The 21,145-nt window shown below is 59.3% G+C and carries 19 protein-coding genes and 1 riboswitch; of the genes, 7 read left to right on the forward strand and 12 right to left on the reverse strand.

All coding sequences use genetic code 11. The features are described 5' to 3' along the window. Positions 1-35: 35 nt before the first annotated feature. Positions 36-878, reverse strand: coding sequence for a 23S rRNA (adenine(2030)-N(6))-methyltransferase RlmJ (locus IB144_RS01280; protein WP_002921269.1), 843 nt, complete (start codon positions 876-878; stop codon positions 36-38). A gap of 193 nt (positions 879-1,071) precedes the next feature. Here IB144_RS01280 and IB144_RS01285 point away from each other — a divergent pair, with 193 nt between their 5' ends. From IB144_RS01285 to rsmJ, 3 genes are all read left to right on the forward strand, one after another. Continuing rightward, complete coding sequence (locus IB144_RS01285) at positions 1,072-2,343, forward strand: phosphatase PAP2 family protein (protein WP_134894644.1); 1,272 nt, start codon at positions 1,072-1,074, stop codon at positions 2,341-2,343. A gap of 182 nt (positions 2,344-2,525) precedes the next feature. Then, the gene (gene prlC / locus IB144_RS01290) at positions 2,526-4,568 is read left to right on the forward strand and encodes an oligopeptidase A (RefSeq protein ID WP_004151426.1); all 2,043 of its coding nucleotides are present in this window, start codon (positions 2,526-2,528) and stop codon (positions 4,566-4,568) included. 7 nt (positions 4,569-4,575) lie between these two features. Continuing rightward, on the forward strand, positions 4,576-5,328 hold the full coding sequence (gene rsmJ, locus IB144_RS01295) for a 16S rRNA (guanine(1516)-N(2))-methyltransferase RsmJ (protein ID WP_014906814.1): 753 nt from the start codon (positions 4,576-4,578) through the stop codon (positions 5,326-5,328). A gap of 145 nt (positions 5,329-5,473) precedes the next feature. Here the strand turns inward: rsmJ and dtpB are convergent, their stop codons facing one another. Then, complete coding sequence (gene dtpB / locus IB144_RS01300) at positions 5,474-6,922, reverse strand: dipeptide/tripeptide permease DtpB (RefSeq protein ID WP_004219006.1); 1,449 nt, start codon at positions 6,920-6,922, stop codon at positions 5,474-5,476. Positions 6,923-7,202: 280 nt separating this feature from the next. Beyond that, positions 7,203-7,640 (reverse strand): universal stress protein UspA, encoded by a 438-nt coding sequence (gene uspA / locus IB144_RS01305; RefSeq protein ID WP_004145166.1) that lies wholly within the window; start codon positions 7,638-7,640, stop codon positions 7,203-7,205. A 382-nt stretch (positions 7,641-8,022) separates the two neighbouring features. On the opposite strand from uspA, the gene uspB reads away from it, so the two are divergent. Further along, on the forward strand, positions 8,023-8,358 hold the full coding sequence (uspB, locus tag IB144_RS01310; protein WP_002921203.1) for a universal stress protein UspB: 336 nt from the start codon (positions 8,023-8,025) through the stop codon (positions 8,356-8,358). A gap of 55 nt (positions 8,359-8,413) precedes the next feature. Here uspB and pitA read toward each other — a convergent pair whose 3' ends face one another. Continuing rightward, positions 8,414-9,910 carry an inorganic phosphate transporter PitA gene (gene pitA / locus IB144_RS01315; RefSeq protein WP_002921200.1) on the reverse strand — a complete coding sequence of 499 codons (1,497 nt, stop codon included), beginning with the start codon at positions 9,908-9,910 and terminating at the stop codon, positions 8,414-8,416. Positions 9,911-10,139: 229 nt separating this feature from the next. Between pitA and IB144_RS01320 the strand changes: the two genes are divergently transcribed. Beyond that, complete coding sequence (locus IB144_RS01320) at positions 10,140-11,333, forward strand: NAD(P)/FAD-dependent oxidoreductase (RefSeq protein ID WP_149358896.1); 1,194 nt, start codon at positions 10,140-10,142, stop codon at positions 11,331-11,333. A gap of 39 nt (positions 11,334-11,372) precedes the next feature. Here the strand turns inward: IB144_RS01320 and IB144_RS01325 are convergent, their stop codons facing one another. The 8 genes from IB144_RS01325 to IB144_RS01360 all read right to left on the reverse strand — a co-directional run bounded on the left by IB144_RS01325 (position 11,373) and on the right by IB144_RS01360 (position 19,003). Beyond that, positions 11,373-12,386, reverse strand: a complete 1,014-nt coding sequence (locus IB144_RS01325; protein ID WP_004181490.1) for a magnesium transporter — start codon at positions 12,384-12,386, stop codon at positions 11,373-11,375. 57 nt (positions 12,387-12,443) lie between these two features. After that, a riboswitch (M-box (ykoK) riboswitch) is annotated at positions 12,444-12,625 on the reverse strand. 98 nt (positions 12,626-12,723) lie between these two features. Beyond that, entirely contained in the window at positions 12,724-13,122 is a 399-nt protein-coding gene (nikR, locus tag IB144_RS01330; protein WP_002921188.1) for a nickel-responsive transcriptional regulator NikR, read from the reverse strand. Beyond that, on the reverse strand, positions 13,110-13,901 hold the full coding sequence (gene nikE / locus IB144_RS01335; RefSeq protein ID WP_004186022.1) for a nickel import ATP-binding protein NikE: 792 nt from the start codon (positions 13,899-13,901) through the stop codon (positions 13,110-13,112). Before nikE ends, nikR begins: the two co-directional genes overlap by 13 nt. Then, entirely contained in the window at positions 13,898-14,662 is a 765-nt protein-coding gene (locus IB144_RS01340) for a nickel import ATP-binding protein NikD (RefSeq protein WP_046653216.1), read from the reverse strand. Before IB144_RS01340 ends, nikE begins: the two co-directional genes overlap by 4 nt. After that, positions 14,662-15,495: a nickel ABC transporter permease subunit NikC gene (gene nikC / locus IB144_RS01345; protein WP_019705031.1), complete on the reverse strand. Its 834-nt coding sequence runs from the start codon at positions 15,493-15,495 to the stop codon at positions 14,662-14,664. The genes IB144_RS01340 and nikC overlap by 1 nt, the downstream gene beginning before the upstream one ends. Further along, positions 15,492-16,436, reverse strand: coding sequence for a nickel ABC transporter permease subunit NikB (gene nikB / locus IB144_RS01350; protein ID WP_002921105.1), 945 nt, complete (start codon positions 16,434-16,436; stop codon positions 15,492-15,494). Before nikB ends, nikC begins: the two co-directional genes overlap by 4 nt. Continuing rightward, a complete protein-coding gene (gene nikA / locus IB144_RS01355) occupies positions 16,436-18,004 on the reverse strand; it encodes a nickel ABC transporter substrate-binding protein (protein ID WP_004181484.1) in 1,569 nt (522 codons plus the stop codon). The genes nikB and nikA overlap by 1 nt, the downstream gene beginning before the upstream one ends. 138 nt (positions 18,005-18,142) lie before the next feature. Then, positions 18,143-19,003: a LysR family transcriptional regulator gene (locus IB144_RS01360; RefSeq protein WP_004151421.1), complete on the reverse strand. Its 861-nt coding sequence runs from the start codon at positions 19,001-19,003 to the stop codon at positions 18,143-18,145. A gap of 97 nt (positions 19,004-19,100) precedes the next feature. Here IB144_RS01360 and IB144_RS01365 point away from each other — a divergent pair, with 97 nt between their 5' ends. Continuing rightward, entirely contained in the window at positions 19,101-19,607 is a 507-nt protein-coding gene (locus IB144_RS01365) for a phenolic acid decarboxylase (protein WP_004181483.1), read from the forward strand. A 397-nt stretch (positions 19,608-20,004) separates the two neighbouring features. Further along, a complete protein-coding gene (gene arnB / locus IB144_RS01370; protein WP_032437360.1) occupies positions 20,005-21,144 on the forward strand; it encodes a UDP-4-amino-4-deoxy-L-arabinose aminotransferase in 1,140 nt (379 codons plus the stop codon). Position 21,145: the final 1 nt, after the last annotated feature.

Below are 21,145 nucleotides of genomic sequence, written 5' to 3' on the forward strand. Positions count from 1 at the left end.
GCGCGAGGCTTAAAAGGTTCCACCGATGGTTGCGATTACTCCGGTACGATCCAGCTGACGGTGGCGTGGCCGGTGCCGGTCGGAACCAGTTTGCTGTGCAGCCACGGCAGCACGTTATTCATCTGCTGCTCCAGCTTCCACGGCGGGTTGATGACGATCATCCCGGAGGCGGTCATGCCGCGCTGGTCGCTGTCCGGACGCACCGCCAGCTCAATCTGCAGGATTTTGCGAATGCCGGTGGCTTCTAACTCTTTGATCATGCGTTTGATTTGCGCGCGCAGCACCACCGGGTACCACAGGGCGTAGGTGCCGGTGGCGAAGCGTTTGTAGCCTTCGTTAATCCCGGTGACCACCGCCTGATAGTCGGTTTTAATTTCGTACGGCGGGTCGATCAGAATCAAACCGCGGCGCGATACCGGCGGCAGCTTGGCTTTCAGCTGCTGGTAGCCATCGGCTTTATCGACGCGCGCGCGGCTGTCTTTCTGGAATTCAGCGCGCAGCAGCGGGAAGTCGCTCGGGTGCAGCTCGGTCATCTGCAGGCTGTCCTGCTCGCGCAGCAGCTGGCGGGCAATCAGCGGCGAGCCCGGGTAGTAGCGCAGCTGGCCGTTACGGTTGAAGTGTTCTACGACCGAAATATACGGCTCCAGCTCTGCCGGCAGGTCGTCCTGCTGCCAGATGCGGGCGATGCCTTCAAGATACTCGCCGGTACGTTCGGCGTGCTCGCCGCTCAGCTGATAGCGGCCCGCGCCGGCGTGAGTGTCCAGGTAGAGAAACGGTTTTTCTTTCTCTTTCAGTGATTCAATGATCAGGCTCTGAACGGTGTGTTTGAGGACGTCGGCGTGGTTGCCTGCGTGAAAGCTGTGGCGATAACTGAGCATGGATGCAGAGATTCCGGGAAGTAAACAAGTTAACCGATAGTTTACCGCAGATCGGCCGAGATTACCGCTGCGCCGCCGCGCTGTTTCATTTCTGCTAAAAGCGTTGCAAAACATAACGCTGTCATAAAAACGTCAAACGGCCGCGCTAGCGTCGGGTACAGGCAAGGTAATTATTTGAATAAAAGGAAAAATAATGATAAGGCAACTCTCGCTGCTGGCCGTCGCGCTGCTGCTGGCGCAACCGGTTCTGGCTAAAGACATCCCGCTGAACAGGGCGGCGGCCCTCGCCAATAGCGTGACGCCGGCTGCCTCCAGCCAGGCGTATGACGATCTTGAGCAACAGGCGCTGGCGCAGCTACGCCACGCTCTGCAGGGGAATGCCGCCACGCTGACCCGCGATCGGCTGGCGCACACCAAACATAACCAAACTCAGGCCGATACCGCCTGGCTGAAGGCCAGCGGCTATGACTTCCAGACCCGGGCCAACCAGCAGGCGGGCATTGCGCTGCTGTCGGCGTTCAGCACCCTGCCGGAGACCGTCGTGAAGCAGAATCTGGCGACGGTGACCGCCATCAATCGCGACGCCGTGCAGACCACGCGCCGTCAGGCGCTGGCCGATGCGGAAGGCATTAGCTACCTCTACTTCCTCAGCGACGCGCTGGGGCCACGCCTTGGCAAAGCGTTTCTGACCGCCTATGACCAGGGCGCGCTGGGGAAAGCGGCAGCATTGATCAAAGCCTCGGAGGTCAGCACCGGCGAGGCGAAAAAGCACTTCAATAATCCGCGGCCGTTTCTGGTGCAGGGCAACACCATTCACCTGGTGCCTGACGATGTGGTGGTGAAAGATAACCAGCCCTACACCGCCGACGGCGGCTCGTTTCCCAGCGGCCACACCAACACCGGCTATACCGATGCGCTACTGCTGGCGGCGATGATCCCGGAGCGCTACGACGCGCTGGTAACCCGCGGAGCCCGCTATGGCTACTCGCGCATCGTGCTGGGCGTCCACTACCCGCTGGACGTGATCGGCTCGCGAATGGTGGCCGAGCGCAACGTGGCCCACTATCTTAACGATCCGCACTACCGGGTATTATTTAACGAAGCCCGCGATCAGCTGCGCGCCGCGCTGGCTAAGGCCTGCGGCACATCGCTTGCCGAGTGCGCGAAGAGCAGCGTGAAAGACGATCCCTGGCGCGATCCGGCGATGCGTGATTTCTCTCGCTTCACCATGACCTACGATCTGCCGCAGCAGAAGGGTCCGCAGCCGCGTTTACAGGTGCCGGAGGGGGCGGAAGTGCTGCTGGAAGATGCCCTGCCGCATCTGTCAGCGGCCCAGCGTCGGGCGCTGATGGTCAACACCGCGCTGCCGGCGGGTTACCCGCTATCCGGCACCACCCCCGAACAGCAATTCTGGCAGCGGCTGAATCTGTCGGCGGCCTGGGAGATGGCGCAAAAAAGGCATTAATGTGGTTTCCGGCACGCTGCACTGCGTGTCGCGCTTTTCCGGCAACGGGCGGACTTATCGCAGCAATACCCAGGCTGACGCACCGCCCGTCATTGAAATTCCCCCAACTATCCCCCATTCTAGATCTCATGCATAAGCGCCGGACGCGCGCTTCATTCACCCTTTTCAACAGGACAGCGCATATGACCAATCCATTATTGACGCCTTTCTCCCTGCCGCCTTTTTCTGCGATCAAACCAGAGCACGTGGTCCCTGCGGTCACCAAAGCGCTGGAGGATTGCCGGGCCGCGGTGGAAAGCGCGGTGGCGCATGGCGCGCCGTATAGCTGGGAAAATCTTTGCCAGCCGCTGGCGGAAGTGGACGATGTGCTGGGACGCATCTTCTCGCCTGTCAGCCATCTGAATTCGGTTAAAAACAGCCCTGAACTGCGTGAGGCCTACGAACAGACGCTGCCGCTGCTCTCCGAGTACAGCACCTGGGTCGGCCAGCATGAAGGCCTGTATAAAGCCTACCGCGACCTGCGCGATGGTGATAACTACGCCACGCTGAATACCGCGCAGAAAAAAGCGGTTGATAACGCGCTGCGCGATTTTGAATTATCCGGGATTGGCCTGCCGCCGGAGGCGCAGAAACGTTACGGTGAAATCGCCGCGCGCCTCTCTGAGCTGGGCAACCAGTACAGCAACAACGTCCTCGACGCCACCATGGGCTGGAACAAGCTGGTGACCGATGTCGCCGATCTGGCCGGCATGCCGGAAAGCGCGCTGGCCGCCGCTCAGGCTCAGGCGCAGGCCAAAGAGCAGGAAGGGTATCTGCTGACCCTGGATATTCCGAGCTATCTGCCGGTGATGACCTACTGCGATAACCAGGCGCTGCGCGAAGAGATGTATCGCGCCTATTCCACCCGCGCCTCCGATCAGGGCCCGAACGCCGGGAAATGGGATAACAGCCCGGTGATGGCGGAGATCCTCGCCCTGCGTCACGAGCTGGCGCAGCTGTTGGGCTTTGACAGCTATGCGTATAAATCCCTCGCCACCAAAATGGCGAAGGATCCGCAGCAGGTGCTCGATTTCCTCACCGACCTGGCAAAACGCGCCCGTCCGCAGGGCGAAAAAGAGCTGGCCCAGCTGCGCGCCTTCGCCAAAGCCGAGTTTGGCGTCGATGAGCTGCAGCCGTGGGACATTGCCTACTACAGCGAAAAACAGAAGCAGCACCTCTACAGCATCAGTGATGAGCAGCTGCGCCCCTATTTCCCGGAAAACAAAGCCGTTAGCGGCCTGTTTGAAGTGGTTAAGCGCATTTACGGTATTACCGCTAAAGAGCGTACCGATGTCGATGTGTGGCATCCGGAAGTGCGCTTCTTCGAGCTGTATGACGAACACAACGAGCTGCGCGGCAGCTTCTATCTCGACCTGTATGCTCGCGAGCATAAGCGCGGCGGGGCGTGGATGGACGACTGCGTCGGCCAGATGCGTAAACTGGATGGTTCCCTGCAGAAGCCGGTCGCCTACCTGACCTGTAACTTCAACCGCCCGGTCAACGGCAAGCCGGCGCTGTTCACCCATGACGAAGTGATCACCCTGTTCCACGAGTTCGGCCACGGTCTGCACCATATGCTGACCCGCATCGACACCGCCGGGGTTTCCGGCATCAGCGGGGTGCCGTGGGATGCGGTCGAGCTGCCGAGCCAGTTTATGGAGAACTGGTGCTGGGAGCCGGAAGCGCTGGCGTTTATCTCCGGCCATTATGAAACCGGTGAACCGCTGCCGCAGGAGCTGCTGGAGAAAATGCTGGCGGCGAAAAACTACCAGGCGGCGATGTTTATTCTGCGCCAGCTGGAGTTCGGCCTGTTCGATTTCCGCCTGCATGCGGAGTACAAACCGGAGCAGGGGGCGAAAATCCTTGAGACCTTGGCCGAGATTAAAAAGCAGGTCGCCGTGGTGCCGGGGCCGACCTGGGGCCGCTTCCCGCACGCCTTCAGCCACATCTTCGCTGGCGGCTATGCGGCAGGTTACTACAGCTACCTGTGGGCCGACGTGCTGGCGGCAGACGCCTTCTCACGCTTCGAAGAAGAGGGGATTTTCAACCGTGAAACCGGTCAGTCGTTCCTCGACAATATCCTGAGCCGCGGCGGTTCCGAAGAGCCGATGGAGCTGTTCAAACGCTTCCGCGGGCGCGAGCCGCAGCTGGACGCGATGCTGGAGCATTACGGGATCAAAGGCTGATTGCTACGTGAAGATCTGCTTAATTGATGAAACAGGCGCCGGTGACGGCGCCTTATCTGTTTTAGCCGCCCGCTGGGGGCTGGAGCAGGATGACGATAACCCGATGGCGCTGGTGCTGACGACGGAGCATCTGGAGCTACGCAAGCGCGATGAGCCCAAGCTTGGCGGCATCTTCGTCGATTTCGTCGGCGGGGCGATGGCCCACCGGCGCAAGTTTGGCGGCGGCCGCGGCGAAGCGGTGGCTAAAGCGGTGGGTATTAAAGGCGATTACCTGCCGGATGTCGTCGATGCGACGGCCGGGCTGGGACGCGATGCCTTTGTGCTGGCGTCAGTCGGCTGTCGCGTGCGGATGCTGGAGCGTAATCCGGTGGTCGCCGCGCTGCTCGATGATGGCCTGGCGCGCGGCTATGCTGACGCGGAAATCGGCGGCTGGCTGCAGGAGCGGCTGCAGCTGATCCACGCCTCCAGCCTGACGGCGTTAACCGATATCACCCCGCGCCCGCAGGTGGTGTACCTCGATCCGATGTTCCCGCATAAGCAGAAAAGCGCGCTGGTGAAGAAAGAGATGCGCGTCTTTCAGTCGCTGGTGGGGCCGGATTTAGACGCCGATGGCCTGCTGGCCCCGGCGCGCCAGCTGGCGACCAAGCGGGTGGTGGTGAAGCGCCCGGATTACGCGCCGCCGCTGGCGGAAGTCGCCACGCCTAACGCGGTGGTGACCAAAGGGCATCGGTTTGATATTTACGCCGGTACGCCGGCGTAATATTACGCCGTGGTGGTAACTCCCGGATAGCGGCGCAACGCGCCTTATCCGGGCTACCGAATCGTCGCCCGGCTCAGCGTAGCGCAAGCCGGGAACCACAATATCTGAACAAACGGCGCCAGTGCGGATCGGCCATCTCAAACGGTTACTCGGCGCTGGCCGGGGTATTAATCATCCGGTTCAGCCACGGCACCATCAGCGCCATTACCACCGTGACGCCCAGCGTCACCAGGCCAATTTTACTGAACACATTGGTGTAGACCGGCAGGGTCTGCAGCGGGTCGGTGATGTTTTCCGGCACCGCGGTAAAGGTCGCCACATAGCCGCCCAGCAGGAAAGCGGCGGCCTGGGTCAGAAACCACATCCCCAGAATAAAGCCCATCAGATGCTGCGGCACCAGCGCGGCAACCATCGCCAGCCCCAGAGCGCTGATTAACAGTTCCCCCAGACTCTGGAACAGATAGACCAGCACAATAAACCACGGCGAGGTTAACCCCTGGGCGTCGGCGAACCACATCCCGGCCGCCGCGGCGGTCAGGAAGCCCAGCGCGCATAGGAACATCCCGAGGGTAAATTTCACCGGCATGGTCAGGTCTTTACCCTTATGACCGAGATGGGTGTAGATCGCCGCCAGCACCGGGCTGGCGACCACTACCCAGAAGGGATTCAGCGCCTGGAAGCTGACCGGGTTGATGGTAAAGCCAAGGATCTCATGATGGACGTTGTTGATGGCGAAGAAGTTCAGCGAGGTCGGCATCTGGGCATACAGAATGTAAAACAGCACCGCCTCGATCATCAGAATAAAGGCGACGAACATTTTGTTGCGTCCAGTTTTATCGAGGCGAAACGCCTCACGGAAAAAGAACGCAATAACCACGACCGACAGAACAATCAGCACCAGGTTGGCGATCATCACGTTATGCATCAGCCAGGCGCAGAGAAAAATCATTACCACCGTACCGGCCAGCACCAGCGCCAGATTGCGTAGGCTGAGGGGGCGATGATCCGGCTCGGAGCCAATATCTTTCACCATCCCGCGGCAGGCGAAGTAGACCAGCAGCGCGATAATCAGCCCCGCGCCGCACAGGTTATAGGTTACCGCGTAGCCAAATTTTTCGGCGATCACCGGCGCCAGCGACAGCGACAGCAGCGAACCGATGTTTATCGACATATAGAACAGGGTAAATGCCCCGTCGAGACGGGCATCCTTCGGCGGATAGCATTTGGAGAGCAGGCTCGCCGGGTTGGCTTTAAACAAACCGTTGCCGACGGCGATGGTGCCGAGAGCGATAAAGATCAGCTGCGGTTTCAGCAGCGACATCCCGGTCATAAAGTAGCCGATAGCCAGCACAATGGCGCCGAGCACCAGCGTGCGTTTGGTCCCCAGCAAATGGTCGCCCACGTAGCCGCCGATGGAGATCAGCCCGTAAACCAGCGCCGCGAAGGCGCCGAAGGTGATAAAGGCCTGTTCCTGAGAGAAGCCCAGCTGTTTAACAAAGAAGACCGCCAGGATCCCCTGAACGCCGTAATAGCCAAAACGTTCCCAGAGCTCCACAAAGAAGATCATAAAGAACGGACGAGGTTGCTGCAGCAAGCCCGTAGGTGCAGTTGTATTCATATTCCTTCGCCTTGTATTACTTTCCCAAAAAGTATGAACGCGTATGCCAGAACGCGCCGAAAATGTCTGATAACTCGCCATGCTGCGGTTATTGGCTTATGGAATAGATTATTATATAGATATTTCGCCGAATAACTGGTTGATCACACTAATTGAATGGCGATTTTATGGATTGAAGTTCTGCCGCATGGCGAGGGAAAGCGAAAATAAAAAACGCCCGCATCGGCGGGCGTATTGCGCGGATAAAACGAGACGGTTATTCGTCTTCTTCGTCGCGCAGCGGGACGATCAGCATGTCGACATGAACGGTGTTAATCAGCTGGCGGGCAGAGGACATCAGCTTGCTCCAGAAGTCCTGATGATGGCCGCAGACCACCAGGTCCATATCGTATTTTTTAATCGCATCGACCAGCACCTGGCCAAGGTCGCCGCTGCCGCTCAGGGTCTCGGTGATGGGATAGCCTGCGTTGGTCGAGAGCTCGGTCAGCGCGTGATGGGTCTCTTCGGAGATGCGTTTTTGCATGTCGCCGAGGTTAACGTCAATCAGCCCGGTGTAGAGGTCGGAGTAATTCACATCCACATGGATCAGGGAGACTTTCGCGTTATACGGGCGGGCCATAGAAACGGCTTTTTCAACCAGTACTTTACTCTCCGGGGACAGGTCTACTGCAATCAGAATATGTTTGTAAGCCATAGTGTTACTCCTTCCATAAGTTTGTCGATGACCATTGGACCTGACAGCTGGCGCTGCCGTTTCGCCCGCGTCCTGCGTGCTACATTCGCGGGAGGGTAGCCTTTAAGGACTTCATTGTAGAAGATATTTCCTACCTTATAGCGCCCCCCGCACTCCGTCAATGCACTGGGTTCACCTAAAAGTTAAACAAATTTATCCGTCTTACGTATTGATAACGAATAACCTTGTGGTAAAAAAATTAATGGATCTCCTACACTATTTAATGAGCCGGTCGGAAAAATAAATGTGATCGGAATCGCACTCTTTACGGTATCGTCGTGGGTTATTTGGGGAGCGGTAGCCGCGGAGGTTTTCTCCGTAGGCGGGTCGCCGGGGAGGAGGTATGATCAGCACTATTGCGCTGTTTTGGGCCCTGTGTGTCGTTTGTGTGGTGAATATGGCACGCTACTTCTCATCGTTGCGTGCATTATTGGTGGTGCTACGTGGTTGCGATCCCTTGCTCTATCAGTATGTTGATGGCGGCGGCTTTTTTACCTCGCACGGGCAGCCCAGCAAACAGATGCGGCTGGTGTGGTATATCTATGCCCAGCGCTACCGTGACCATCACGATGATGAATTTATTCGTCGCTGCGAACGTGTTCGTCGCCAGTTTATCCTGACCAGCGCCCTGTGCGGCCTGGTGGTGGTGAGCCTGATTGCGCTGATGATCTGGCACTAACGTTTCAGAATAAAAAAACGGGCCAGCAAGCTGGCCCGTTTTGAACGAATAACGCTTAAATCAGTTTCAGGGAGAGCCAGTAAAGGACGCCTGAAAGGATAATCGCTGCCGGCAGGGTCAGCACCCAGGCCATCAGAATGCTGGTCACCGTCTTTTTCTGCAGACCACCGCCATCCACCAGCATCGTCCCCGCTACCGAGGAGGAGAGTACGTGGGTGGTGGAAACCGGCATCCCGGTGTAGCTCGCCAGACCGATAGAAACCGCTGCGGTCATCTGAGCCGACATCCCCTGAGCGTAGGTCATGCCTTTCTTACCAATCTTCTCACCGATGGTGGTCGCCACGCGGCGCCAGCCGATCATGGTGCCGATACCCAGCGCCAGCGCGACAGCCATGATAATCCAGATTGGCGCGTACTCGATGGTGCTCAGCATATCGGTTTTCAGTTTCTTCAGCAGACGCTGGTCGTCAGCGCTCACATCCGGCAGCTTCGCCACCTTGTCGGTGGTGTCGGAGATGCAGAGCATGATGCGACGCAGCTGGCCGCGCTGTTCCGGTTTTAGCGACTCGTAGTTCTCAACGCCGGTCAGCATGGTTTTGACGCGGTCAAGGGCGTTGATGGTGTTCGCCGGATGGCAGTGGAACTCGCCATTGGCCGCGGTATTGGTATCCGGAGAAGGCACCAGCTGATCGACGCCGGTGGCTTTTTTCAGCAGTTCAGGACGCTGCTGGAAGAAGGTTTCCACGTTGTTGACCGCATCGCGGGTACGGGTGATTTCGTAACCAGAGGCATTCATATTCACCACGAAACCCGCCGGCGCGACGCCAATCAGCACCAGCATCACCAGGCCAATGCCTTTCTGCCCATCGTTAGCACCGTGAGAGAACGACACGCCAATAGCAGACAGGATCAGCGCGATACGGGTCCAGAACGGCGGCTTTTTCTTACCGTCTTTCTTTTCACGCTCTGCGGGCGTCAGGTGGATACGCGCGCGTTTTTTGGTTCCGCTCCAGTAGCGACGCAGCAGGAAAATCAGGCCGCCCGCGATCACCAGACCGACGATCGGCGAGATGATAAGCGAAGCAAAAATACCGATGACTTTCGGGATATTCAGCGCATCAACCACGGAAGTACCGGTCATCAGCGCATTGGTTAAACCAATGCCGATGATGGCGCCAATCAGGGTATGAGAACTGGAAGCTGGAAGACCGAAGTACCAGGTGCCGAGGTTCCAGATGATCGCCGCCAGCAGCATAGAGAACACCATGGCGAGGCCATGTGCGGAACCCATGTTAAGCAGCAGATCGGTCGGCAGCATATGCACGATGGCATAGGCTACGCTGAGACCGCCCAGCAGAACGCCGAAGAAGTTGAAGAGCGCCGCCATCGCCACAGCGAGCTGTGAGCGCATTGCGCGAGTGTAGATAACCGTAGCCACCGCGTTTGCGGTATCATGGAAACCGTTAATCGCTTCGTAAAACAGTACAAAAGCTAAAGCAAGCAATAATAATAGTCCGGTATGTAAATCCAGACCGGCAAATAAATGTAGCATAGGACGTTACGCCATTTTGAGGACATGAACGCGGCGCATTATCAGTGACTTTAGCGGCGCGGGCAAAGTGAAATATAGACTTTTTTTGATTTTCTTCCTGTTTAGGTTTTACCCTGTTGGGAGTAATCCTATATCTTTCAATGATGTATCTAATGCGGGATTTTTCCCGCTGGTGTGACCAGAGTGAAATATTTACAAAACCCGACAATTGGGGAACGAGGAACGCGGTGTGGAAAGGTTTGATGCCATTGTCGTTGGCGCCGGAGCGGCGGGAATGTTTTGCGCAGCGCAGGCGGGCCAGCTTGGCTGCCGCGTCCTGCTGCTGGATAACGGCAAAAAGCCGGGGCGAAAAATTCTGATGTCCGGCGGCGGCCGCTGCAACTTTACCAACATGTATGTTGAACCGGCGGCCTATTTGAGCCAAAACCCGCATTTTTGCAAATCTGCCCTGGCGCGCTACACCCAGTGGGACTTTATCGAGCTGGTCGGTAAATACGGCATCGCCTGGCATGAGAAGACCCTCGGCCAGCTGTTTTGCGATGATTCGGCGGAGCAGATCGTCAATCTGCTGCTCGCGGAATGTGAAAAGGGCGGCGTGCAGATCCGTCTGCGCAGCGAAATCCTCAGCGTGGAGCGCGATGAACAAGGCTACCGGCTACAGGTGAACGGCGAAACGCTGGTGACCAAAAAGCTGGTGATCGCCTCCGGCGGTCTGTCGATGCCGGGGCTCGGCGCCTCGCCGTTTGGCTATAAAGTCGCCGAGCAGTTCGGCCTGAAGGTGCTGCCGACCCGCGCGGGGCTGGTGCCGTTTACCCTCCACAAGCCATTGCTTGAGCAGCTGCAGGTCCTCTCCGGCGTGTCGGTGCCGTCGACCATTACCGCCGAGAACGGCACTCTGTTTCGCGAAAATCTGCTGTTCACCCACCGCGGCCTTTCCGGACCGGCGGTGCTGCAAATTTCCAGCTACTGGCAGCCCGGCGAGTTCGTCACCGTTAATCTGCTACCGGACTGCGATCTTGATGACTTCCTTAACGAGCAGCGCAGCGCGCATCCCAACCAGAGCCTGAAGAACACCCTGGCGATGCAGCTGCCGAAGCGGCTGGTGGAGTGTCTGCAGCAGCTGGGGCAGATACCTGATGTGACGCTCAAGCAACTGAACGTTCGCGATCAGCAGACGCTGGTGGAGACGTTAACCGCCTGGCGCGTGCAGCCGAACGGCAACGAAGGCTACCGGACGGCGGAGGTGACCCTCGGCGGCGTGGACACCAACGAACTCTCGTCGCGTACTATGGAGGCGCGTAAGGCGCCGGGTCTCTACTTTATCGGCGAAGTGATGGACGTTACCGGCTGGCTCGGGGGGTATAACTTCCAGTGGGCGTGGTCAAGCGCCTGGGCCTGCGCGCAGGCGCTGGTGGAAGGGTAATCTACGCGTCCGGGCGCCCTGGTGCCCGGACGTATATGATCAGTTCAACCCAAGAAAATACTGGGCGATTTTGAAATAGATAATTAGCCCGGTGCCATCAATCAGCGTGGCGATAAAGGGCGCGGAAACTACCGCCGGGTCAATGCCGATCCGCTTAAGCACCATCGGAATGACCGAGGAGACAATCGCGCTCCACAGGGTAATGCAGACCAGCGTCAGGCTGACGATGAGCGTGATTTCCATGCCAATCCCCATCATCCAGGCGCGCAGGCAGCCCGCCAGGCCCAGGGTCAGGGCAATCAGAAACGAGGTCGATACCTCTTTGCGGATCACCCGCCCCATATCGCGCAGTCGCACTTCCCCCAGCGCCATCGAGCGCACCAGCGTCGAGGTGATCTGCGTTCCGCTGTTGCCGCCGGTGCCGATGAGCAGCGGAATAAAGAAGGCCAGCGCGATGGCCGATTCCAGGGCTTCTTCGAAATGCTGCAGTACGCTGCTGGTGTAGGCTTCGGCCACGAACAGCAGCAGCAGCCACACCGAGCGTTTTTTCCACAGCGTCCAGGGGCTGATCTCGAGGTACGGTTTTTCCAGCGGCAGCGTTGCCCCCTGCAGCTGAGCATCTTCGGTGACGTCATCCTCCAGCAGATGGGCGATCTCCTTCTCCATCAGGCAGCCGACCAGCTCGCCTTTATCGACGACGGGGACCAGGTCGAGGCCGCGCTCGCTGAGCTCGGCAATCACCTGCTGGCGCTCATCGTCAGGTTTGACGCGAAACAGGCAGCTGTCCATCAGGTGGCGGATAGACTGGTTGATATCCGTTTCCTGGAGTAGCTTTTTGACCGACAGGCTGCCACGCAGCTTCTTGCCGGCGACGACAAACACCTGCCCGGGAATATCATCGCTGGCCAGTTGGGAGATAAAATGTTCGCGCGCCTCATGAACGCTGAGATGTTCCTGCAGCGTAATAAAATCGGTACGCATGTACTGGGCGATCGCATCGCCGTCGAAGCCAGAGGTCGCCTGATGGGCGGCGCAGAGTTGAATGGAAGACATGTTTAAAAATCCCTATAAAAAATCACTCATAGGGGCGAACAAGACAGGGTTAGCGCAGGCAGATCCCTACGTCCTGGTTTTAGCACTGCATAACGTATCTGAACGGTCATGACCGCCAGAAGTTACCTTGGCAACACCTTGATTCGATGGAAGCCTGTATTTCCCTGAGTGGTCTCTCTCGATACCAACAGGGCGGTAACTTGTATTTATGCAGGAGCCTCGCCATAACGAGATCGTTAAATGAGGCGCCATTATTGGCGAAGAGGGATAATTCACAAAGCGTATAGTTTATGTGGTTTATCAACTGTTGATAAACCACCCAAGAATTTTCAAATAATTAATCATCCGCTAAACACTGCAAATGCCCATGCCGCACGCCGCGCTGGGCAATCACGTCGTCGGCAAAATGCTGTACCTCGGCCATGTCACCTTTCAGCACCGCAATCTCCAGGCAGTCGTCATGACTGATATGCACATGCAGCGTGGCGACGGAGAGATCGTGATGATGATGCTGGGTGGCCACCAGCCGGCTCGCCAGTTCGCGTTTCTCATGTTCATACACGTACGACAGGACGGCATACCCGCGCCGTGATTCCGGCGACGGAGGATCCTGGTTGAGGGCGTCGCGCAGAATATCGCGTACCGCCTCCGAACGGTTGTGGTAGCCGCGGCGGGCGCTGAGCGCATCGAGGGCGGCCAGCAGGTCATCATCAAGGGTCAGGGTTACGCGCTGCATGGCATGGCCTCGTTAAGCAGAGTGGCAGGAAAAGGGGGGAGCACCGCCTGCTGGAGCGCCTGTCCGGCAGGAGAGCGCAGGCGTAGCGGTAGACTAACCGTTGCGGTTTCGACGATGCGCCCGTGCTCCATCACCAGCACTCGCTGGCAAAAGCGCTCCACCAGCCGCAGGTCATGGGTGATGAACAGGCAGGCGGTGTCAAACTGCGCCTGCAGACGCTTCAGCAGGGCGATAATCTCCGCCTGCAGCAGCAGATCGAGATTTGAAACCGCTTCATCAAGGATCAACAGCTGCGGCCGTACCGCCAGGGCGCGTGCCAGGCAGACGCGCTGCAGCTGTCCGCCGCTGAGCTGCGCCGGGCGCTTATCGAGCAGCGACGACGCGAGGTCGACGGCAAGCAGCATCTCTTCCACCCGCCGCGCACGCGCCTCACGCGACAAGCACAACAGATGGCGCAGCGGCTCGCTGACGATCTCGCGCACCGTTTTGCGCGGATTCACCGCGCTGAAGGCATCCTGAAATACCAGCTGAATATCACGGCGGAAGGCGCCGATGGCCTCGCCCTTCAGGGCGGCCAGCGGCGTGCCGCGCCAGGCAATATCGCCGTGCTGCGGCGTTTCCAGACCCACCAGCATCCGCGCCAGGGTGCTTTTCCCACAGCCGCTGCGTCCGAGCAGGGCCACCGTTTCGCCGGGGGCGATGGCGAGATGGATCGCATGCAGGACCCTGCCGTGGTGAGGATAATCGTGACTCACCCCGGTAGCGCTGAGTAAATTCATGGTGTTTTCTCCAGACCGTATAACGCCAGATGCGCGGCCAGCAGGCGCTGGCTGAGCGGGTGCCGCGGGGCGCTAAATAGCGTATTCACATCGCAGTGTTCAACGAGGCGACCGTTCTCCATCACCGTTACGTGATGCGCCAGCCGCGCCACGACGCCCATGTCATGCGTCACCAGCAGCAGTCCCAGACCGCGCCTGGCGACAATATCCGCCAGCAGGTCGAGGATGCGCGCCTGGGCGATGGCATCGAGATCGGTCGTCGGCTCGTCGGCGATGATAAAGGGCGCGCGGCTGAGCAGGGCGAGAGCGACCATCATCCGTTGCAGCATGCCCCCGCTCATTTCAAAAGGGTAGCGCTTCAGTAGCGCCCGCGGATTGTCCAGACCGACCTCCTCCATCGCTGCCAGCAGCACGGCGTCATTCGTTTCACGACCCGCTGCCCGGCAGGTTTCCCGGGCATGCGCGGCCATGGTCTGCAGCGGGTTAAAGGCGCTGCGCGGGTTCTGCATGATGGTGGCGATGGTCGCCCCGCGCAGCTGTTCGCCGTGCACCGGAATGCCGTCGAGAAGCACCCGGCCGGCGGTTTGCCTGACGCCGGGCGGCAGCAGGCCCAGCGCGGCGGCGCAGGTCAGCGATTTTCCGCAACCACTGCTGCCGAGCAGCGCCAGCACCTGGCCGCGGCGCAGGGTGAAGGAGACGCCGCTGACCAGCGGTCGGTCAGCGGCAAGCGAGATCTGTTCCAGTTGGATCTTCTGCGGCATCAGTGGCTATGCTCCGCGATCAGGTGGGGATCGAGACGATCGCGCAGCGCGTCGCCCAGCAGGTTAAAAGCCATCACGCTGATGAACAGCGCCAGCCCCGGCCAGACCATTTGCAGCGGCTGGGTCCAGATATACTGCCGGGCGTCGTTGATCATCACCCCCCATTCCGCCGTCGGTGCGCTGACACCGAGACCGAGGAACGACATGCCGGCTACGTGAAGCATCATATGGCCGATATCCAGCGAGGCGAGCACCAGCAGCGAGGGGATCACCGCGCCGGCCAGATGGTCGCTGAACAGCCGCCACTGGCTGGCGCCGCTCAGACGGGCGGCGAGGATAAATTCGCGCTGGCGCAGGGAAACCACCAGGTTACGCACCATTCTGGCGTACCAGGCCCAGTGCGACAGCGCAATGGCGAGGATCACATTGGTCAGCCCGGTACCCAGCACTCCCACCATAAAGAACGACAGGATCGAGGTCGGAAAGGTCATAAACAGTTCGGCGATGCGCATCAGGCCGCGGTCGGCACGGCCGCCCAGCAGTCCGGCGCTGCCGCCGACCGCCAGGCCGATCAGCAGCACCAGCAGCAGACAAGCCATCACCGCCCCCAGCGAAACGCGGGTGGCGGCCAGCAGGCGTGAGAAAATATCCCGGCCGAGATGATCGGTGCCGAGCCAGTGCGCTGCGCCCGGCGGCAGCAGCCGCTGCTGAAGGTCAATCGCCGCTGGATCCCAGGGCAGCCACCAGCCGCTGCCGATGGCGATGACCGCCAGCAGCGCGATAACCAGCATGGCCAGTTTTACCGGCCAGCGAAAGCTTTGTAGCCCTCTCATGCGCTCACCTCCTCGTGGCGGCGCAGGCGCGGGTCGAGCGCCGCGTTAAGCACATCCACCGCCAGATTAGCCAGCACGAACACCGTAACCATCATCAGGGTAAAGCACTGGATCACCGGGTAATCGCGATTGAAAATGGCGGAAACTGCGTAGCGGCCGACCCCGGGCCAGGCAAAGATATTTTCGATAATCATGGTGCCGCCGATCAGCTCGCCAATGTGCATACCCATGGCGGTCACCACCGGCAGGGTGGCGTTGCGCAGGATATGTCGGCGCTCCACCTGGCGCGCGCTCAATCCGCGCAGCCGCGCCCATATCACGTGACGCTGGCTGGCGGCGTCCAGCATGCTGGCGCGCAGCAGGCGGGCGTTGATCGCCAGCGACATAAAGGCGATGGAGACGGCGGGCAATATCAGGTGCTGCCAGTCGCCATACCCCATCGCCGGGAGCCACTGCAGATGCACGGAAAAGAGCATCACCAGCAGAAAGGCCAGCCAGAAGTTGGGCATTGAGACGCCGAGGAAGGCAATCAGCCGTACGATATAGTCCGGCAGGCGATCGCGATGGCGCGCCGCCCAGATGCCCAACGGCAGGGAGGTGACGAGGATCAGCGCCAGCGCCGCGCCGGTGAGCAGCAGGGTGGCCGGCAGGAAGTGCAGCAGGTCGTCCAGCACCGGGCGCTGGGTGGCATAGGAGAGACCGAAATCCAGGTGCAGCGCCCGCCATAGCCAGTGCAGATACTGCATTGCCAGCGGCTGGTTGAGCCCCAGCAGCTCGCGGGTCGAGGCAACCATCTCTTCAGTGGGCGGCAGGTTCGACAGGCGTAAATAATCCAGCGCCGGGTCGCCGGCGCCGAGCCGCAGCAGCAGAAAGATGATGGCTGAGGCGGCGAGCAGCAGCGGGATCAGCAGCAGCAGGCGGCGTAAAATATAGCGTAGCATTATGGCGTTACCGGGGTAATCTGGTCGAAAGGGATCTCGCTGGTCACCGGGGCGAACGGGATCTCCCCGACCTCCTGGCGCGCGACCGACATCAGCGAGACATAGCTGATGGGCAGATACACCGCGTCCTGATGCAGACGGGTCAGCACATCATGGTACAGTTTTCTCCGCTGCGCCTCGTCCCCGGTGGTCAGCACTTCACTAATCTCTTTATCAATCAGTGCCTTGTCTGGCAGGCCGCGCTGGGCCTGGTAATCCGCATGCGACGGGACGCGCATCGAGCTTAAAAAGGCATGCGGATCGTAGGGCGCGCCCCAGGTGCGATTGAAGATCATGCCGAAGCGGCCTTCGCGCTGGCGCGCGTAAATGCTGCTTTCCTCCTCGCCCACCAGGGTGACCTGCACGCCGACCTGCCGCAGATTGGCCTGAATAATTTCGGCCATCGATTTAGCCAGCGCGTCGGTGCCAATAAACGCCAGCTCAATCGCCAACGGTTGCCCGGCTTTTTGTCGCCAGGGCTGGCCCTCCAGCTGCTGCCAGCCGGCCTGTTCCAGCAGGGCGCGGGCTTTTGTCGGGTCGTAACGGCGCGGCGTCAGATCCTGCGGGGCGTAAGGGACGGAGGGGGCAAACAGGGTGTCGGCAACCTGCTGGGTGCCATACAACACGCTATCGACAAGGGTCTGTTTATCGACGGCGTAGTTGAGCGCCTCACGAACCGCCTGCTCGCGGGTCGGGCCCTGGCTGGCGTTTAGCGCCAGCATTACCGTCTCCGCCGGGGCGGACAGGCGCGCCACGTAGCCGGGGTGATGGCGAAAGCGTTCGAAGGTGTCCAGCGGCAGCAGCCCTTCATCGCCGTAGAGCATATCGATTTCCCCGGTTTCGAACGCCACCGCCCGGCTGGTGGCGTCAGGGATCACCTTGATGGTTATTTGCTGTAGCGCGGGTTTGCGACCCCAGTAGCGCTCATTGCGCACCAGCACATCGCGCTGATTGAGCTGCGAGCTTGCCAGCCGCCACGGGCCGGTGCCGATCGGGGCTTTAATGCCCCTGGCGGTGCCGCCATCGATAAACTGCGAGGGGGCGATGAAGCGGAACGGGCGGGGCAGGGCCAGCTCTTGCAGTAAGGGGGCGTAGGCGCTTTTCAGGGTGATCTGCAGCTCGGTGGCGCTGAGGGCCCGCACGTCGGTTATTTGGTTGGCGAGCTCAAGCCAGGCGTGGCGTTGGCGGTTGGCCAGCACCGCCTGAAAATTGGCCGCCGCGGCCTGGGCGTTAAACGGTTCGCCGTTGGAGAAGGCCACATCGTCGCGCAGGGTGAACCACCAGGTTTTGCCGTCGGCGGAGTGACGCCAGCGGGTTGCCAGCCAGGGCTGTACGCTGCCGTCAGCCTGATACTTCACCAGCGGTTCATAGACCATGCTTTGGGCAAACATCTGGTTGGGCGTATAGAGATGGGGATTCAGCGGGCCGACGTTAACCGGCCAGGCGGTGGTGAGCTGGTACGGCGCGGCCTGAGCCAGCAGAGGGACGCAGGCGACCAGCGCCAGCAGGGTGAGGCGGATAATAGACAAGACGGCAATCTCAACGACAGGAAAGTATGACGATTTTAGTGATTCATCATACTTTGGGAGTAACCTGGATCAATATTGCGCCGGAAAGTATAAGAAAATCGTATCATTACGCCCAGGCGACCAGCGCCGCCTTACCCCTCAGGGCGTCCGGAACAACGCCAGCAGCGTGGCCACCTGTTCGTCGATCGGCGCCAGGTCCCGCTTGACGATCAGATGCAGCGGCGTCGCGCGGCGCGCGCCATGGCTGAGGGGCAACCGCTTCAGCACGCCCTGGTCGAGATGGGGGCGAATGCGCTCCTCCGGCAGCCAGCCGAAGCCGACCTGATACATCACCGCATCAATGGCGGCATCAATGGTGGAGAAGGTCCAGGCGTCTCGCGGCGCCTGGCTATCGCCGCCCTGATCGGCAATGCGCACCAGCGGCCACGGCGCCAGCGCGCTATCCTCCAGCGGTCCGTCCAGCGCGGCGAGAGGGTGGTCGCGGTGGGCGACGGCGATGAAATCAATATTCATCAGCCACTCCCCGCGGCCGGTAATATCCTGGCGGCGGGTCAGCACCATCACATCGGCTTCCGTCCGCGCCGCGCTCTCGTCATCCAGGTTTTCCAGCACTTCGGTGAGCCTGACCTGGGTCTGCGGATAGCGCTGCTGAAACTGGCGTAAAATCGCGAACAGCCGCTGGCGCGGGAAAATACTGTCGACCACCAGATCCAGGCGGGTCCGCGCCCCGTTGCGCAGAGTGGCGGCGTGCGTCTCGACGTAGGCGAAGGCCTGCAGCAGCGGCTTGACCTGATTCAGCAGTAGTTCGCCAGCCGGCGTCAGCACCGCCCGCCGGCCGGACGGCGCCAGCAGCGCCACGCCTAAGCGCTCCTGCAGCAGCGCGAGGTTATAGCTTACCGATGACTGACTGCGATTGGTCTCCTCCGCCGCTCTGGCAAAGCTCCCCAATTCCACTACCTTTTCGAGTAACGCCCACTGCTCCAGGGTTGTCTTGTGCATAATCAATCTAAAATTTGAATGTATTTAATCCAAACTTAGCGTTATTCATTCATTTTTTAAAGACGTATGCTGTCCTCAACAAAACAGAGGAGAATAAATGATGAGCACTTTCGACAAACATGACCTCAGCGGCTTTATCGGTAAACATCTGGTCTATACCTACGACAACGGCTGGAACTACGAGATTTACGTCAAAAATGGCCACACCCTCGACTACCGTATTCACAGCGGCATCGTCGGCAATCGCTGGGTGAAAGATCAGGAAGCGTACATTGTGCGGGTGGGGGAAAGTATCTACAAAATCTCCTGGACCGAACCGACCGGCACCGACGTCAGCCTGATCGTCAACCTGGGCGACAAACTGTTCCACGGCACTATTTTCTTCCCGCGCTGGATCATGAATAACCCGGAAAAAACCATCTGCTTCCAGAACGACCATATTCCGCTGATGAATTCGTATCGCGATGCCGGCCCGGCCTACCCGACGGAAGTGATTGACGAGTTCGCCACTATCACCTTCATTCGCGACTGTGGCGCGGATAATGACGAGGTCATTAATTGCCCGGCGAGCGAATTGCCTGCGGATTTTCCTGCAAATTTGTAATTCAGCAGAAATAACTTTGTGATTTGCGCTAACTTTTTGTCATTAAGCGTGACAATGACAGAATAATAAATTGTGAACCGGTTTAGTTCTCGTTTAATTTCAACTATTGCGTTCCTGTTCTCTTTTTCGTGACAGGAACGCATCTCCGTCAAATTTCCGCCATAAAAAAACTCCTATCATACTGTTTATTAAGAATTTATTTCTCATTCCGAAGAAATATTAATTTCTTAATATTATCCTAAGCAAGGTCGACTACATTAATAGTGGTCGAGATACCCTGAAATGGAATGCCGTGCTGAACTCACTTCATTTTAATTTCGTTTAAGTCCGCAGGCGCAGGATATTTTATTCTAACGACCCAGATTCGTGCGTGGGTCATCTACAGAACAGGATGATGATGAGCGATTTTTTGCCTTTTTCGCGCCCGTCGATGGGCGACGCAGAGCTGGCTGCGCTGCGTGAAGTTTTAGCGTCGGGCTGGATCACCACCGGGCCGAAGAATCAGGCACTTGAAGCGGCATTCTGCCAGCTGACCGGCAACCGTCATGCGATTGCCGTCAGTTCAGCGACCGGCGGGATGCATGTGACCCTGATGGCGCTGGGTATTGGCCCCGGCGATGAAGTCATTACGCCGTCCCAGACCTGGGTCTCCACTCTCAATATGATCTGCCTGCTGGGCGCCACGCCGGTGATGATCGATGTCGATAACGACAATCTGATGATTACCCCTGACGCGGTGGAAGCGGCGATCACTTCGCGTACCAAAGCGATAATTCCCGTGCACTACGCGGGCGCGCCAGCCGACATCGACGCCATTCGCGCGGTGGGCGAGCGCCATGGCATTTCGGTGATCGAAGACGCCGCCCATGCGGCCGGTACTCATTATAAAGGCCGCCACGTGGGCTGGCAGGGGACCGCCATTTTCTCGTTCCACGCGATCAAAAACATGACCTGCGCCGAAGGCGGGCTGATTGTCACCGACGACGACGAGCTGGCTTCCCGCATCCGTAGCCTGAAATTCCATGGTCTGGGCGTGGACGCTTATGATCGCCAGACCCACGGCCGCGCGCCGCAGGCGGAGGTGATCACCCCGGGCTTCAAGTACAACCTTGCCGATATCAACGCCGCTCTGGCGCTGGTCCAGCTGGAAAAACTGAGCCACGCCAATCAGCGCCGGACCGAGATTGCCCAGCGCTACCTGCGCGAGCTGGCGGACACGCCGTTTAAACCGCTGAGCGTCCCGACCTGGGAGCACCAGCACGCCTGGCATCTGTTTATCATCCGCGTCGATGAGGCCGCGTGCGGCATCAGCCGCGACGCGCTGATGGAAAAGCTGAAGGCGATGGGCATCGGCACCGGCCTGCACTTCCGTGCGGCCCATACGCAAAAATATTACCGCGAGCGCTTCCCTGAGGTTTCCCTGCCGAATACCGAATGGAACAGCGCCCGCATCTGCTCTCTCCCGTTGTTCCCGGATATGACCGATGACGATGTCACTCGCGTTATCTCCGCACTGCGCCAGTTGTCAGGACGTTGAT

This window comes from Klebsiella sp. K4 (assembly GCF_014596785.2).
Taxonomy (GTDB): domain Bacteria; phylum Pseudomonadota; class Gammaproteobacteria; order Enterobacterales; family Enterobacteriaceae; genus Klebsiella; species Klebsiella pneumoniae.

Excerpts from the sequence above, each read along its gene's own strand:
- IB144_RS01325 (WP_004181490.1), bottom strand. The coding sequence starts at position 12,386 with ATGTCTTCCATTCAACTCTGCGCCGCCCATCAGGCGACCTCTGGCTTC.
- IB144_RS01285 (WP_134894644.1), top strand. The coding sequence starts at position 1,072 with ATGATAAGGCAACTCTCGCTGCTGGCCGTCGCGCTGCTGCTGGCGCAA.
- IB144_RS01280 (WP_002921269.1), bottom strand. The coding sequence starts at position 878 with ATGCTCAGTTATCGCCACAGCTTTCACGCAGGCAACCACGCCGACGTC.
- uspA (WP_004145166.1), bottom strand. The coding sequence starts at position 7,640 with ATGGCTTACAAACATATTCTGATTGCAGTAGACCTGTCCCCGGAGAGT.
- nikR (WP_002921188.1), bottom strand. The coding sequence starts at position 13,122 with ATGCAGCGCGTAACCCTGACCCTTGATGATGACCTGCTGGCCGCCCTC.
- nikB (WP_002921105.1), bottom strand. The coding sequence starts at position 16,436 with ATGCTACGCTATATTTTACGCCGCCTGCTGCTGCTGATCCCGCTGCTG.
- arnB (WP_032437360.1), top strand. The coding sequence starts at position 20,005 with ATGAGCGATTTTTTGCCTTTTTCGCGCCCGTCGATGGGCGACGCAGAG.
- nikE (WP_004186022.1), bottom strand. The coding sequence starts at position 13,901 with ATGAATTTACTCAGCGCTACCGGGGTGAGTCACGATTATCCTCACCAC.
- IB144_RS01365 (WP_004181483.1), top strand. The coding sequence starts at position 19,101 with ATGATGAGCACTTTCGACAAACATGACCTCAGCGGCTTTATCGGTAAA.
- prlC (WP_004151426.1), top strand. The coding sequence starts at position 2,526 with ATGACCAATCCATTATTGACGCCTTTCTCCCTGCCGCCTTTTTCTGCG.
- IB144_RS01360 (WP_004151421.1), bottom strand. The coding sequence starts at position 19,003 with ATGCACAAGACAACCCTGGAGCAGTGGGCGTTACTCGAAAAGGTAGTG.
- IB144_RS01340 (WP_046653216.1), bottom strand. The coding sequence starts at position 14,662 with ATGCCGCAGAAGATCCAACTGGAACAGATCTCGCTTGCCGCTGACCGA.
- pitA (WP_002921200.1), bottom strand. The coding sequence starts at position 9,910 with ATGCTACATTTATTTGCCGGTCTGGATTTACATACCGGACTATTATTA.
- uspB (WP_002921203.1), top strand. The coding sequence starts at position 8,023 with ATGATCAGCACTATTGCGCTGTTTTGGGCCCTGTGTGTCGTTTGTGTG.
- nikC (WP_019705031.1), bottom strand. The coding sequence starts at position 15,495 with ATGAGAGGGCTACAAAGCTTTCGCTGGCCGGTAAAACTGGCCATGCTG.